Source organism: Cellulomonas hominis (assembly GCF_005239125.1).
Lineage (GTDB): Bacteria > Actinomycetota > Actinomycetes > Actinomycetales > Cellulomonadaceae > Cellulomonas > Cellulomonas hominis_A.
The window spans coordinates 1-13344 of sequence record NZ_SZYE01000105.1 but is presented as its reverse complement, the minus strand read 5'-3'; the positions used below and the strand labels follow the sequence as shown (position 1 = coordinate 13344).

At 73.4% G+C, this 13344-nt stretch carries 14 protein-coding genes; 5 read left to right on the top strand and 9 right to left on the bottom strand.

Going from position 1 to position 13344, the window contains the following annotated elements:
- The 5 genes from FA014_RS12780 to FA014_RS12760 form a co-directional block, all read right to left on the bottom strand.
- On the bottom strand, positions 1 to 269 hold a 269-nt coding region (locus FA014_RS12780; RefSeq protein WP_419178400.1), incomplete at its 3' end, for a hypothetical protein.
- A gap of 82 nt (positions 270 to 351) precedes the next feature.
- The gene (locus FA014_RS12775) at positions 352 to 1026 is read right to left on the bottom strand and encodes an NINE protein (RefSeq protein ID WP_154730051.1); all 675 of its coding nucleotides are present in this window, start codon (positions 1024 to 1026) and stop codon (positions 352 to 354) included.
- A gap of 60 nt (positions 1027 to 1086) precedes the next feature.
- Positions 1087 to 1671: a DapH/DapD/GlmU-related protein gene (locus FA014_RS12770; protein ID WP_195969279.1), complete on the bottom strand. Its 585-nt coding sequence runs from the start codon at positions 1669 to 1671 to the stop codon at positions 1087 to 1089.
- Positions 1668 to 2717: a zinc-binding dehydrogenase gene (locus tag FA014_RS12765; RefSeq protein WP_195969278.1), complete on the bottom strand. Its 1050-nt coding sequence runs from the start codon at positions 2715 to 2717 to the stop codon at positions 1668 to 1670. Before FA014_RS12765 ends, FA014_RS12770 begins: the two co-directional genes overlap by 4 nt.
- A 137-nt stretch (positions 2718 to 2854) precedes the next feature.
- The gene (locus FA014_RS12760; protein WP_154730050.1) at positions 2855 to 3484 is read right to left on the bottom strand and encodes a Type 1 glutamine amidotransferase-like domain-containing protein; all 630 of its coding nucleotides are present in this window, start codon (positions 3482 to 3484) and stop codon (positions 2855 to 2857) included.
- A gap of 196 nt (positions 3485 to 3680) precedes the next feature.
- On the opposite strand from FA014_RS12760, the gene FA014_RS12755 reads away from it, so the two are divergent.
- Together FA014_RS12755 and FA014_RS12750 are read left to right on the top strand one after the other, a co-directional pair.
- Positions 3681 to 4319, top strand: a complete 639-nt coding sequence (locus FA014_RS12755; protein ID WP_154730049.1) for a DedA family protein — start codon at positions 3681 to 3683, stop codon at positions 4317 to 4319.
- Positions 4320 to 4418: 99 nt separating this feature from the next.
- Complete coding sequence (locus FA014_RS12750) at positions 4419 to 4724, top strand: F0F1 ATP synthase subunit epsilon (RefSeq protein WP_230323122.1); 306 nt, start codon at positions 4419 to 4421, stop codon at positions 4722 to 4724.
- A 250-nt stretch (positions 4725 to 4974) separates the two neighbouring features.
- On the opposite strand, the gene nrdF is transcribed toward FA014_RS12750, so the two are convergent.
- From nrdF to nrdH, 4 genes are all read right to left on the bottom strand, one after another.
- Positions 4975 to 5949, bottom strand: coding sequence for a class 1b ribonucleoside-diphosphate reductase subunit beta (gene nrdF, locus FA014_RS12745; protein WP_154730048.1), 975 nt, complete (start codon positions 5947 to 5949; stop codon positions 4975 to 4977).
- 133 nt (positions 5950 to 6082) lie between these two features.
- Positions 6083 to 8227: a class 1b ribonucleoside-diphosphate reductase subunit alpha gene (gene nrdE / locus FA014_RS12740; protein ID WP_154730047.1), complete on the bottom strand. Its 2145-nt coding sequence runs from the start codon at positions 8225 to 8227 to the stop codon at positions 6083 to 6085.
- Complete coding sequence (nrdI, locus tag FA014_RS12735) at positions 8224 to 8640, bottom strand: class Ib ribonucleoside-diphosphate reductase assembly flavoprotein NrdI (RefSeq protein ID WP_147795260.1); 417 nt, start codon at positions 8638 to 8640, stop codon at positions 8224 to 8226. The genes nrdE and nrdI overlap by 4 nt, the downstream gene beginning before the upstream one ends.
- A gap of 81 nt (positions 8641 to 8721) precedes the next feature.
- Complete coding sequence (gene nrdH / locus FA014_RS12730; RefSeq protein ID WP_147795259.1) at positions 8722 to 8967, bottom strand: glutaredoxin-like protein NrdH; 246 nt, start codon at positions 8965 to 8967, stop codon at positions 8722 to 8724.
- Positions 8968 to 9606: 639 nt separating this feature from the next.
- Between nrdH and FA014_RS12725 the strand changes: the two genes are divergently transcribed.
- From FA014_RS12725 to FA014_RS12715, 3 genes are read left to right on the top strand one after another with little or no spacing between them, the layout of a single operon-like run.
- Positions 9607 to 10347, top strand: coding sequence for a GntR family transcriptional regulator (locus FA014_RS12725; protein ID WP_154730046.1), 741 nt, complete (start codon positions 9607 to 9609; stop codon positions 10345 to 10347).
- Positions 10344 to 12143: an allophanate hydrolase gene (atzF, locus tag FA014_RS12720; protein WP_154730045.1), complete on the top strand. Its 1800-nt coding sequence runs from the start codon at positions 10344 to 10346 to the stop codon at positions 12141 to 12143. The genes FA014_RS12725 and atzF overlap by 4 nt, the downstream gene beginning before the upstream one ends.
- Positions 12144 to 12187: 44 nt before the next feature.
- A complete protein-coding gene (locus FA014_RS12715; RefSeq protein WP_154730044.1) occupies positions 12188 to 13171 on the top strand; it encodes an ABC transporter substrate-binding protein in 984 nt (327 codons plus the stop codon).
- The last annotated feature ends 173 nt before the right edge of the window (positions 13172 to 13344 follow it).

Sequence of the window (13344 nt, the reverse complement as noted above, 5' to 3'; positions counted from 1 at the left end):
GCCCGCCGCCGCGCCAGGTGCGGCCGCACGGCGCCGACCACCCACCCGGCGGCGGCGATCACCAGCGCGCCCGCGGCCGCCGCGGCGACCCCGGCCAGCACGACCCGTCCGGTCCCGGTGCCGACGGGCGCGAGCGCGATGCCCACCACGCCCGCGGCGGTCCAGGCCAGGATCGTCGTCGCCGGGACGGGCAGCCGGTCCCGCACCCACGCGAGCCGCCGGGACAGCACCGCGACGGCCAGGCCGACGAGCACGAGGGCGAGGAGCACGGCTCAGCGCCGGCCGGCCGGCGCGGGACTCGTCATGCGCCCGACCCTACGGGGCCGGGCGACCCGCCACCCGGGCGCCGGGCTACCGCAGCAGGCGGCCGTACTGGTCCCGGCCCCCGGTCGTGAGCAGCACGATGCCGTCGACGACCGCCCACAGCCAGACCGCGGGGGCGACGACGAACCCGATGAGCACGACCATCAGGACGCAGCCGACGAAGAACCCGAGGAGCTGCGCCAGGCCGATGGCGGTCTGCCCGGCGTACAGCCGGCCGACGCCGCAGACCCCCACCAGCGGCAGCAGCAGCTGCAGCAGGCCCGCGGTCGTCTTGGACTTGTCGGACCACGCGAGGCCGGTGAGCGGGTCGGTGCCGTACGCCACCGGGTAGGCGGAGGCGTACCCCGGGGCGGAGTACGGGGCGACGGCGTACCCGGGCGCGGCGTAGGCCGCCGGGTGGGGCTCGGGCTGCTGGGCCGGGTAGGGCTGCGCGGCGGCGTAGGGGTCGCCGTACGGGGCGGCGGCGTACGGGTCGCCGTAGGGAGGTGCGGCGTACGGGTCGCCACCAGGCGCGGCGGCGTACGGGTCGCCCCCGGCGGGCTGGCCCGGGTACGGCTGCGCCGGGTAAGGGGCGGCGTACGGCGCGGACGGGGAGGCGTCCGGCTGCCCGGCGCCCGGGCCGGGCCCGTACGGCGACGGCCCGGGCGGCGCCCCCTCGGGCTGCGGGTCGCCGGGGGCCGCGGTCGGGTGCTGGTCGCTCATGGCCGGACCCTAGCGCGACCGCGTGCACGGCCGGGCCCGTCCGGGCCGGCGCCGGGGTCGTCAGGACGCGGTCGAGTCGAAGCCCGTCGGGCGCACCACGCGCGCCGGCACCCCGGCGACGACGACGTCCGGCGGCACGTCCCTGGTGACGACGGCGCCGGCCCCGACCACCGCGCCGTCGCCGATCGTGACGCCGGGGACGACCGTGACCGACGCGCCGATCCACACCCGGCGGCCGATGACCACCGGCGCGGGTGTCATGTCGGCGCGCCGGGCGGGGTCGAGGGCGTGGTTCAGCGTGGTCAGCGTCGTGCCGTGGCCGATCAGGGTGTCGTCGCCGATCCGGATGCCGCCGGTGTCCTGGAACCGGCACCCCTGGTTGACGAAGACCCGGGCGCCCAGCACCAGGTTCTTGCCGAACTCCGTGGCGAACGGCGGGAACAGGGTGACCGACGCGTCGACCGGTCGGCCGGTGAGCCGGGCCAGCAGGTCACGGACCTCGTCCGGCGTCCGGTACCCGCCGTTCAGCTCGGCGACCGTCCGGAGGGCCTCCTGGGCGGCGGCGTGCATGAAGGCGTGCTCGGCGGAGCCGCCCACGATCGTCCGGCCCGCGTCGACGTGCGCGAGGAAGTCGGCGAGGTTCACGGGCGGAGCATGACCTTGAGCGCCTCGCGCGCGTCCATCGCCCGGTACGCGTCGGCGGCGTCGTCCAGCGGCACGGTGCGGTCGAACACCCGGCCCGGGTCGATCGTGCCGTCCAGGACCTGCGTGATCGCGTGCTCGAGGTAGGCGCGCACCGGGGCCGGGCCGCCGTTGAGCGTGATGTTGCGGCCGAACAGCGACCCGAACCCCACGGGCGCCTCCTCGTACTGCGGGACGCCGACGCGGGAGATCACGCCGCCGGCGCGCACGACGCCGTAGGCCTGCTCGTAGGCCGGCATGTGCCCGACGGCCTCGAGCACGACGTGCGTGCCCTGCCCGTCCGTCAGGTCCAGGACGCGCGCGACGCCCTCCTCGCCGCGCTCCGCGACGACGTCGGTCGCGCCGAACTCGCGGCCCAGGTCGGTGCGGGCGGTGTGCCGGCCCATGAGGACGATCCGCTCGGCACCCAGCTGGCGCGCGGCGAGCACCGCCGAGAGGCCGACGGCGCCGTCGCCGATCACCGTGACGGACTTCCCGGCCTCGACCCGGCCCATGTGCGCCGCGTGGTAGCCGGTCAGGTAGACGTCCGACAGCGTCAGCAGCGAGGCGAGGAGCGACTCGTCCGCCGTCGAGGGGTCGACGTCCGGGACGACGACCAGGCTGCCGTCGGCCAGCGGGATCCGGGACAGCTCGGCCTGCAGGCCGTTCGTCTGCGGGGTCGCGTAGAACCCGCCGTGCGGGCACGCGGTCTGGAAGCCGTCGCGGCAGATCGGGCAGGTGTTGTCGCTGAACGCGAACGGGGCGATGACGAAGTCGCCCTTCCGCACCGAGGTGACGGCGGAGCCCGTCTCCTCGACGACGCCGATGAGCTCGTGGCCCATCGACTGGCCGTGCTCGGCGGCGGGCATCGAGTGGTACGGGTGCAGGTCGGAGCCGCAGACGCACGCGCGGACCGTGCGCACGATCGCGTCGGTCGGCTGCTGGAGGACGGGCTCGGCGGTCTGCTCGACGCGGACGTCGCCCGCGCCGTACATGAAGGTGGCACGCATCGGGTGGGGGTCTCCTCGGGGAGGGATCGGGGTGCACCTCCACCATGCCCCGTCCCGGCCGCCGTCTCACGCCGGGAGCGGAGCCCTGTCAGTACCCCCCTCGGGCCGGCCGCGGCCGGGGCGGTGCCGCCGCACGGTCAAGCCGAGGTCACGACCGTCCAGCCCGGGCCCGTGATCAGCAGGGCCTCGTCGTCGCACAGCGGCACCAGCTCGTGGTCCGACCCGTACCGGTCCAGCGTGCGACCGATGAGCTCCAGCGGGTACGGCGGCAGCTTGCCGTCGGCGTGCGGGACGACGACCGCGTCCGTCAGCCCGAGGCCGCGCCGGTCGGTGAGCCCCGGCGCCTCGGCGGGGTCGTCCATGAGCGTGGCGGGCTCGGCGCTGGGGCCGGCGACGATCGACCCCGCGCTGGAGCCGATGTAGGGCAGCCCGCCGCGGACGCGCTCGGTGACCACCGCGTCGGCCCCGGACGACCGCAGGGCGTCGAGCAGGGCGAACGTGTTGCCGCCGGCGACGTAGAGGGCGTCGACGCCCTCGAGGGCGTCGGCCACCTCCTGTGCGGTCGCGCCGGTGAGGCGGACGTCGACCACCGCGTGCCCCAGACCGGCGACGCGCTCCCGCTCGGCGACGGCCCAGGGCGCGGCCGCGTCGGCGCGGGCCGCGTCGGGGACGTACCCGAGCGTCAGCGGGCGGCCGGTCGGTGCGTGGTCGGCGAGGAAGGCGGGCACGGCACCGTGGCCGAGGGAGAGCAGCAGCAGAGAGGGCACGGTCGCGACGGTACGCGGTGCGGGGGCTCGTCGCCGCGGCCGTCCTCGGCGCCGCCGCGGCCGGAGGGCCGACCCCGTCGTCCGCCCGGGCCAGGAGGCGACGTCGGGCGGCTGACCTCGGGAGGGAGGCGCGCGTCACCCCGCGCTCACCCGTCCGCGTCATCCCACGTCTCGCCGGCGGGCGGATACTGGACGGGTGAACCTCCTCGACCCCGGCAGCCTCCTCACGGCGTTCGGGGTCGGCGGGATCTTCGTGATCCTGCTCCTCGAGACCGGCCTGCTCGTGGGGTTCCTGCTGCCGGGCGACACGCTGCTCCTGGCCGCGGGGGTCTTCGCCGCCGGCCCCGACCCGCGCCTCCCGCTCGCGGGCGTGCTCCTCGCCGCGACCGCCGGCGCGCTGCTCGGCGCCCAGGGCGGCTACCTGCTCGGCCGCGCGGGTGGGCGGTGGGTCACCCGGACCTCCCCCGACGGGCGGCTGCACGCGGCGCTCGACCGCGCGGGCGCCATGGTCGAGCGGTACGGGACGGCGCGCACGATCGTGCTCGCGCGGTTCATCCCGGTCGTGCGGACGGTGATCAACCCGCTCGCCGGCATGACGCAGGTCCCCGCACGGACCTTCACCGTGTGGCAGGTCGCGGGCGGCACCGTGTGGGCGTGCGCGATCCCCCTGGCCGGCTGGGCGCTCGGCACCCGGGTCCCGGGCCTCGAGCGGTACGTCACCGGGCTGGTGGTCGTGGCGGTCGGGCTCACCGCGGTGACGAGCCTGGTGCAGTGGCTGCGGACGCGGCGCCGGGCGGGCGCCGCGGCGACGGACGACGTCGCGGGTGGGCGCTAGCACAGTCGACCGCCCGCGGATCACGACCTTCGGGACCCGCTCGCGCGCACCGGGCCGGAAGACTCGACGGACCAGCCCCCGGACGTCAGGACGACTCGCGTGACCGCCCCCCAGCCCGCTCCGGCGTCGGACCCGACCGGTCCCCGCACCATGACCGTCACCGTGGTCGCCCCGGACCGGGTGCTGCTGTCGGGACCGGCGGCGCGCGTCACGGTGCCGTCCGTCGCGGGCTCGCTCGGCATCCTCGCGCGCCACGAGCCGGTGGCCGCCCTGCTCGCCGCCGGCGCCGTACGGGTCCTGCCGGTGGACGGGCCCGAGATCGAGGTGCACATCACCGGCGGGTTCGTCGTGGGCGACGACGACCAGGTGACCGTGCTCGTCGACGCCACGCGCGCGGACGGCTGACGGCGTCCGGCTGCAATCGTCGCGACGCGGCGGGCACGTCGGCCCGCGCACCCAGTCACCCGGCGTGATGGCCGCGGGCGGGGCGTTCCTGGTCGTCGCAGGTGCGGCGGTGCTGGTCGCCGGCCTCACCGGCTCGCTCGCCTGACGCCCGGCCCCGAGCCGTCCGGCCCGTCGAACCCGGCGCGACGACGACGCCCCGCCGAGCACGGGGCTCGACGGGGCGGTCGGTGCTGCGGGGATCAGCCCGGGATCAGAAGTCCCAGTCCTCGTCCTCGGTGTTCACGGCCTTGCCGATGACGTACGAGGAGCCCGAGCCGGAGAAGAAGTCGTGGTTCTCGTCGGCGTTCGGGGACAGGGCGGAGAGGATCGCCGGGTTGACGTTCGTCTCGTCCTTCGGGAACAGCGCCTCGTAGCCCAGGTTCATCAGGGCCTTGTTGGCGTTGTACCGCAGGAACGCCTTGACGTCCTCGGTGAGGCCCAGGGGGTCGTACAGGTCCTGGGTGTACTCCACCTCGTTGTCGTACAGCTCGAAGAGCAGCTCGAAGGTGTAGTCCTTCAGCTCCTGGCGCTCGGGCTCGGTGAGCTTCTCGAGGCCCTTCTGGTACTTGTAGCCGATGTAGTACCCGTGCACGGCCTCGTCGCGGATGATGAGGCGGATCAGGTCGGCCGTGTTGGTGAGCTTGGCCCGCGACGACCAGTACATGGGCGCGTAGAAGCCGGAGTAGAACAGGAACGACTCGAGCATGGTCGAGGCGACCTTGCGCTTGAGCGGCTCGTCGCCCCGGTAGTAGTCGAGGACGATCTCGGCCTTGCGCTGCAGGTTCGGGTTCTCCTCCGACCAGCGGAACGCCTCGTCGATCTCGCGGGTGGAGATCAGCGTGGAGAAGATCGACGAGTAGGACTTGGCGTGCACCGACTCCATGAACGCGATGTTGGTGTACACCGCCTCCTCGTGCGGGGTCAGCGCGTCCGGGATCAGCGAGACGGCGCCGACGGTGCCCTGGATCGTGTCGAGCAGGGTCAGGCCCGTGAAGACGCGGGTCGTCATCTGCTTCTCGACGTCCGACAGGGTCGCCCAGGACTGGATGTCGTTCGACACCGGGACCTTCTCGGGGAGCCAGAAGTTGCCGACGAGCCGGTCCCAGACCTCGACGTCCTTCTCGTCCTCGACGCGGTTCCAGTTGATCGCCTGGACCCGGTCGACCAACTTCAGCTTCTCCGCCATCACTGCTCCATGTCGTGTCCGGTGCCGCGCCGACCGCGGCTCGTGCGGGGCTCCCCGCCTGGGTCTGCCCCCTATGGTGCACCCTCGCGCGAGCGCGCCGGCCGGGCCTCGGACCCGGCCGGCGCACGTCGCGTCAGAGCATGCAGGAGACGCAGCCCTCGACCTCGGTGCCCTCGAGCGCCATCTGCCGCAGGCGGATGTAGTAGATCGTCTTGATGCCCTTGCGCCAGGCGTAGATCTGCGCCTTGTTGATGTCGCGCGTGGTGGCGGTGTCCTTGAAGAACAGCGTCAGCGACAGGCCCTGGTCCACGTGCTGCGTGGCCTCGGCGTAGGTGTCGATGATCTTCTCGTAGCCGATCTCGTACGCGTCGTCGTAGTACTCCAGGTTGTCGTTCGTCATGAACGGCGCCGGGTAGTACACGCGGCCGAGCTTGCCCTCCTTGCGGATCTCGATCTTCGACGCGATCGGGTGGATCGACGACGTCGAGTTGTTGATGTACGAGATCGAGCCGGTCGGGGGGACCGCCTGCAGGTTCTGGTTGTAGATGCCGTGCTCGCGCACCGACTCGGCCAGCTCGCGCCAGTCGTCCTGCGTCGGGATGTGCACGCCGGAGGTGGCGAACAGCTCGGCGACGCGGGCGGTCTTCGGCACCCAGGTGCCCTCGATGTACTTCTGGAAGTACTCGCCGGTCGCGTACTTCGAGTCCTCGAAGCCGGCGAACGCCTGGCCCCGCTCCTTGGCGAGCAGGTTCGAGGCGCGGATGGCGTGGTACGCCACCGTGTAGAAGTAGATGTTCGTGAAGTCCAGGCCCTCCTCGGACCCGTAGAAGATCCGCTCGCGCGCCAGGTACCCGTGCAGGTTCATCTGCCCGAGGCCGATGGCGTGACCGCCGCGGTTCGCCCGCTTCACCGACGGGACCGACTCGATGTCGGTCTGGTCGGACACGGCGGTGAGCGCGCGGATCGCGGTCTCGACCGAGCGGCCGAAGTCCGGCGAGTCCATCGCGAGCGCGATGTTCATCGAGCCGAGGTTGCAGGAGATGTCGCGGCCGACGTGGTCGTACGACAGGTCCTCGTTGAAGGTCGAGGGCGTCGAGACCTGCAGGATCTCCGAGCACAGGTTCGAGTGCGTGATCTTGCCCTTGATCGGGTTGGCCTTGTTGGCCGTGTCCTCGAACAGGATGTACGGGTAGCCCGACTCGAACTGCAGCTCGGCCAGCGTCTGGAAGAAGTCGCGGGCCTTGATCTTCTGCTTGCGGATCTGGCCGTTGTCGACCATCGCGCGGTAGTTCTCGGAGACGTTGACGTCCGCGAACGGCTTGCCGTAGACGCGCTCGACGTCGTACGGCGAGAACAGGTACATGTCCTCGTTGTTCTTGGCCAGCTCGAACGTGATGTCCGGGATGACGACGCCCAGCGACAGGGTCTTGATGCGGATCTTCTCGTCCGCGTTCTCCCGCTTGGTGTCGAGGAACCGCATGATGTCCGGGTGGTGCGCGTGCAGGTACACGGCGCCGGCGCCCTGGCGGGCACCCAGCTGGTTCGCGTAGGAGAAGGAGTCCTCGAGCAGCTTCATCACGGGGATGACGCCGGACGACTGGTTCTCGATGTGCTTGATCGGCGCGCCGTGCTCGCGGATGTTCGACAGCAGCAGGGCCACGCCGCCGCCGCGCTTGGACAGCTGCAGGGCGGAGTTGATGCCGCGGGCGATCGACTCCATGTTGTCCTCGATGCGCAGCAGGAAGCAGGACACGGGCTCGCCGCGCTGCGCCTTGCCGAGGTTGAGGAACGTCGGCGTCGCCGGCTGGAAGCGGCCGGACACGATCTCGTCGACGAGCTGCAGCGCGAAGGTCTCGTCACCCTCGGCGAGGGCGAGCGACACCATCGCGACGCGGTCCTCGAAGCGCTCCAGGTACCGCTTGCCGTCGAACGTCTTCAGCGTGTACGAGGTGTAGTACTTGAAGGCGCCCAGGAAGGTCTGGAAGCGGAATTTCTTCGAGTACGCGTGCTTGAACAGCGCCTTGATGAAGTCCTGGCTGTACTGCGCGAGGACGTCGGCCTCGTAGTACTTGTTCTCGACCAGGTACTCGAGCTTCTCCTCCAGGTCGTGGAAGAAGACCGTGTTCTGGTTGACGTGCTGCAGGAAGTACTGCCGCGCCGCCTCCCGGTCCTTGTCGAACTGGATCTCCCCGTTCGCGCCGTAGAGGTTCAGCATCGCGTTGAGCGAGTGGTAGTCCATCTCGGGCGTGATGGTGATGACCTCGGTCGCGTCGGTCATGCCGGCGTCGGTGAGTGTCGCTGCCAAAATCGTCCCCATCCCTCTCGGACGCGTCGCACGTCCTCGGTCGTTCCCATGAGCTCGAAGGCGTACAGGTACGGGACCTGGCACTTCGCCGCGATGATGTCTCCGGCCATGCAGTAGTGCGCGCCGAAGTTGGTGTTCCCCGCCGCGATGACGCCACGGATCAGGGAGCGGTTGGTCGCGTCGTTGAGGAACTTGACGACCTGCCGCGGGACCGCGCCGCCCTCGTTGCCGCCGCCGTACGTGGGGACCACCAGGACATAGGGGTCCCGCACGTGCAGGAACGGCTCCGACGGACGGAGCGGGATCCGCGTGGCGTCGATGTCCAGCTTGTCGACGAACCGGCGGGTGTTCTCCGAGACGGAGGAGAAGTAGACCAGGGAGCTCAACGCCCCACCCCTCCTCGCCCCGGGTGGATCGTGGACCCGTGCGACCGTGCCGCCCGGGTCACCGGGCGGCGCACGGCCGCGTCAGGCGACGGAGACCGCAGCGCGGTCGGCGAGCGCCTTGATCTGGTCCGGGCGGTAGCCCGACCAGTGGTTGCCGTCGGCCACGACGACCGGCGCCTGCAGGTGGCCGAGGGACATGACGTAGTCACGCGCGTCGGCGTCCTCCGTGATGTCCACGACCTCGTACTGCAGGCCGGCCTTGTCCATGGCGCGGTAGGTCGCGTTGCACTGGACGCAGGACGGCTTGCTGTAGACGGTGATGGTCATCGCTGTCTCCCCGGTGTGAAAGGCCTGGCTGGTACGTGCGCCCCCGCGCCCGCCCCGCATGCTGCTGGTGATGCTGCTCTCGGCCGCTGCGGCCGGGCCCCCGGGCGTCTTCCCGACGTCCCCAGGCCCTCCTCCAGCGGCGAGTCACGACACTACACCTAGTGGTGCGCCCGGCAAGAGACCACAAGGGCTGGTGTTACACACGTGTCGTTTCCACAGGCTGTGCACGATCGCCGATGTCCAGTTCCATCCACAGGCTACGGGCGACCACTGACACACAGGACGAGCGCGGAGGCCCTGCAGATCCACGCGTTCGTCCACAGATATCCCCAGGTCGGACCACAGGCCGGCCCACATGTGGACAACTCCCCCGCACCCCCGCGGGGGTGACGCAGGTCGCCCGGACGGCGGCGCGTCGGGCACCCGGCGTGTCGCACGGACACCGGCGTGTCGCGACGCGTCGCCGGCAGGTCACCCCGCCACCCCCCCCGGCGCTGGATCCCGTTGCACCTGTCCCACCGGACCCGCCCCCTCGCGCGCGCGGGCGCGGTGAGCAGCTGTCGGGCCCGCGCGAAACGTCACGCGCCCGCAACACACGCCGCCACGTGCGGAAACATGTACCCGGTTCTGTATACAGACATGAGTACAGACGTCGTCCCCGGGTCGCCGGCGGCACCGAGCGGCCCCGAGGGCTCCGCCACCTCGCGCCGCGAGCGCGTCTACCTGACCATCCGCGACGAGCTGATGAGCGGCCGGGTCTCCCCGTACGAGCGGCTGACCGAGGAGCGGCTCGCCGAGCGGCACGGCGTGTCCCGGACCCCGGTGCGCGAGGCGCTGGCCCGCCTGCTGGCCGACGGGATCGTGGTCAAGCGCGAGAGCGGCCTGCACCTGTACGTGCCGAGCTTCCGCGAGCTGACCGACCTCTACGAGCTGCGGATCACCCTGGAGCTGCGCGGCCTGACCCGGGCGCTCGAGGACCCGACGGTGCACCACGACCGCGCCCGGCTCGAGGGCGAGCTCGCGCACTGGTACGGCTTCCGCGACGACCGCCCCGCGCCGGACGCCGGGTTCGTCAGCCAGGACGAGCGGTTCCACTTCACGCTGCTCGACGCGTCCGGCAACCCGGCGCTGACGCAGGCGCTCGCCCAGACGAACCGCCGGATCCGGTCGGTGCGGATGTACGACTACCTCACCGAGGACCGGATGGCCGCGACCATCGACGAGCACATCGGCATCGCCGAGCTCGTGGTGCGCGACCGGCTGCCCCAGGCGCTCGAGGCGCTGCGCGCCCACGTCGGGGCCTCGCGCGAGGTCGTGATGGAGCGCGCCGCCGCCGCGCTGGAGATGACCCGACTGATGGCCCGCGAGGAGCAGCGATGACCGCCACGACCACCGCCCCCACGACCGCCGGCGGCACCGCCCTCGACCGCGTCGCCCGCGCCTTCGCGGACCTCGACGCCGCCGGACGCCCCGACGTCTGGACGCTGGTGCGGGACCGCGCCGACGTGGCGGCCGAGGCGCGCGCCGTCGACGCCCGGGTCGCCGCCGGGGAGCCGCTGCCGCTGGCCGGCCTGGTGCTCGCCGTCAAGGACAACATCGACGTCGCGGGCCTGCCGACGACCGCTGCCCACCCCGCCCACCAGGTGGTCGCCGGGCGGTCGGCCACCGTCGTCGACCTGCTGCGCGCCGCGGGCGCCGTCGTGCTCGGCAAGACCAACCTCGACCAGTTCGCGACCGGGCTCACCGGCAGCCGCAGCCCGTACGGCGCGGTGGCCAGCGCGGTGGCCCCGGACCGGGTGTCGGGCGGCTCGTCCTCCGGCTCGGCCGTCGCCGTCGCGCTCGGGATCGCCGACCTGGCCCTGGGGACCGACACCGCCGGCTCGGGCCGCGTCCCCGCCGCGTTCAACCGGGTCGTGGGCATCAAGCCCACCCTCGGGCTGGTGCCGAAGGACGGCGTCGTGCCGGCGTGCGCGTCGTACGACTGCGTGACCGTCCTGGCCCGCGACCTCGACCTGGCCCGGCGGGCGATGGCGGTGATGGTCGCGCCGAGCGCGCTCGACCCGTCGTCGCGCACCTGGCCGGCCGACGTGCGGCTCGCCGCCCCGGCGACGCCCGTGGTCGCGGTGCCAAGGGACGCCGACCTCGCGGAGGTCGCCCCGGGGGTCCGGGTGCGGTTCGACGCGGCGGTCGCCCGGCTCCAGGAGGCCGGGGCCACGACGCGGGTCGTCGACCTCACGCCGTTCCTCGCCGCGGCCCGGCTGCTGTACGGCGGCGGGCTGGTCGCCGAGCGGTACGCGGCCTTCGGTGCGTACCTGGCCCAGCACCCCGAGGGCGCCGACCCGTCGGTCGCCCGCATCGCCGCCGACGCCGGCCGGGTCACCGCCGCCGAGTACCAGGCGGCGCGGGACGAGGTGGCCGCGCTGCGCTCCGCCGCGCTCGCCGCCCTCGACGGCTGCGACGCGCTGCTGGTGCCGACCGCCCCGGAGCACCCGACGCTCGCCGAGGTCGCCGCCGCCCCGCTCACGACCAACGCGCGGCTCGGGGTGTTCACCAACTTCGTCAACCTGTTCGACATGGCCGGCGTCGCGATGCCGCTCGGCCCCACCGGCGCGGGCGAGGCCGGGGTCACGGTGCTCACCCGCGCCTTCGACGACCAGGTGGCGCTCGACCTCGCCGCGCTGCTGGAGCGGGACGGCCGGGCCGACGACGCCGGGTGGCGCGCCCTGCCCGCCGCCGACGCCCCGGCGCCCGCTCCCCTGCCGGCGGCCGGCGTGCCGGTCGTCGTGTTCGGCGCGCACCTCCGCGGCGAGCCGCTGCACCCGGAGCTGCTGGCGCTCGGCGCCCGCTGGGTCGGCCCGGTCCGCACGGCACCGGACTACCGGATGCTCGCGCTCGCGACGGCCCCCGCCAAGCCGCTCGTGCACGCCGTCGCCCCCGGGACCGGGGGCGCGCTCGCGGGCGAGGAGTGGCTGCTCACGCCCGACGCCCTCGGCCGCCTGCTGCTGTCCGTCCCGGCGCCGCTCGGGCTCGGCCGCGTGCGGACCGACGACGGCCGCGAGCTCGTCGGCTTCGTCGGCCAGCCCGGCGCCGCGCCGGACGCCACGGACGTGACGCACCTCGGCGGCTGGCGCGCGGCCCGCGCCGCCGCCGGGACGCCCCCCGCCCCGACCCCCTGACCACCCCTCCCGACCCCCAGCACGCCGAGAGAGAAGAGACCCCCGTGCGCCTCAGCCGCCCCCTCGTGACCGCCTCCGCCGTCCTGCTCGTCGCCGGCCTCGCCGCCTGCTCCCCCGACTCCGCCGGTGCCGCCCCGGCCGACGGCGACGGCCCGACCGTGGTCACCGTCGGCACCCTCAAGGGCCAGCCGCACCTCTACGCCCCGTTCCTCTACGAGGACCTCGCCCCGGAGGGCGTCGAGTTCGAGGTCGTGCAGTTCGACACCTCGCCCGACATCAAGAACGCCGTCGTCAGCGGCAACATCGACTTCGGCGTCGCGGGCGTCCCGTCCGCGGTGTCGGGGGCCGCGGCGGGTCAGGACGTCGTCGTGGTCGCCGCGGCGGCCGACGGCGGCTCCGGGATCATCGGCCGCGAGGGCCTGGACGGCGTCGAGTCGCTGGCCGGCCTGACCGTCGGGTACCCGCAGGGCTCGTCGCAGGAGATCCTGCTCCGCCTCACCCTGGAGGCGGCGGGGATGGACGCCGACGAGGACCTCGAGCTGGTGAACCTGCCGTTCTCCGACATGGCGGCCGCGCTGGCGGCCGGCCGGATCGACGCGTTCGCGAGCGCCGAGCTCGGCCCGTCGACCGCGCTGCAGGCCGGCGCCGTCGAGGTCGCCTCGCCGTACGACACCCCGGTGGGGCGCGTGAACATCGGCCTCTACACGACCGGCGAGCTCATCGAGAGCGACCCGGAGCTGGTCCAGGAGGTCGTCGACACGCACGTCCGGGCCACCGAGCAGATGGCCGCCGACCCGCAGGCGTGGGCCGACGGGGTGGTCGCCGAGTTCGGCATCGACCAGGCCGTCGTCGACACGGCGGTGCAGAACATCTGGCCGCGCTGGGAGATCGACGACGAGTACGCGGCCCAGGTCGCGGCGCTCGTCGAGCAGATGGCCGCCCTGAAGCAGATCGACGGCGACGTCGACGTGGACGCGCTGCTCGACACCACGTTCGTCGAGGCCACCGAGGCCGGCGGCGACTCCTGACCACCCGGTGCGCCGGCCCGGCCCGCCCGGGCCGGCGCACCCCGCCCGCGAGGGAGACGACATGACCAGCACCGAGGCCACCACGGCCGCCCCCGTCACCCCGGCGCCCCCCGCCGCGCCGGCCCGGCGCCCGCTCCGCGCCGGCACCGCGCCGAGCGTGCACTCGTCGCGGG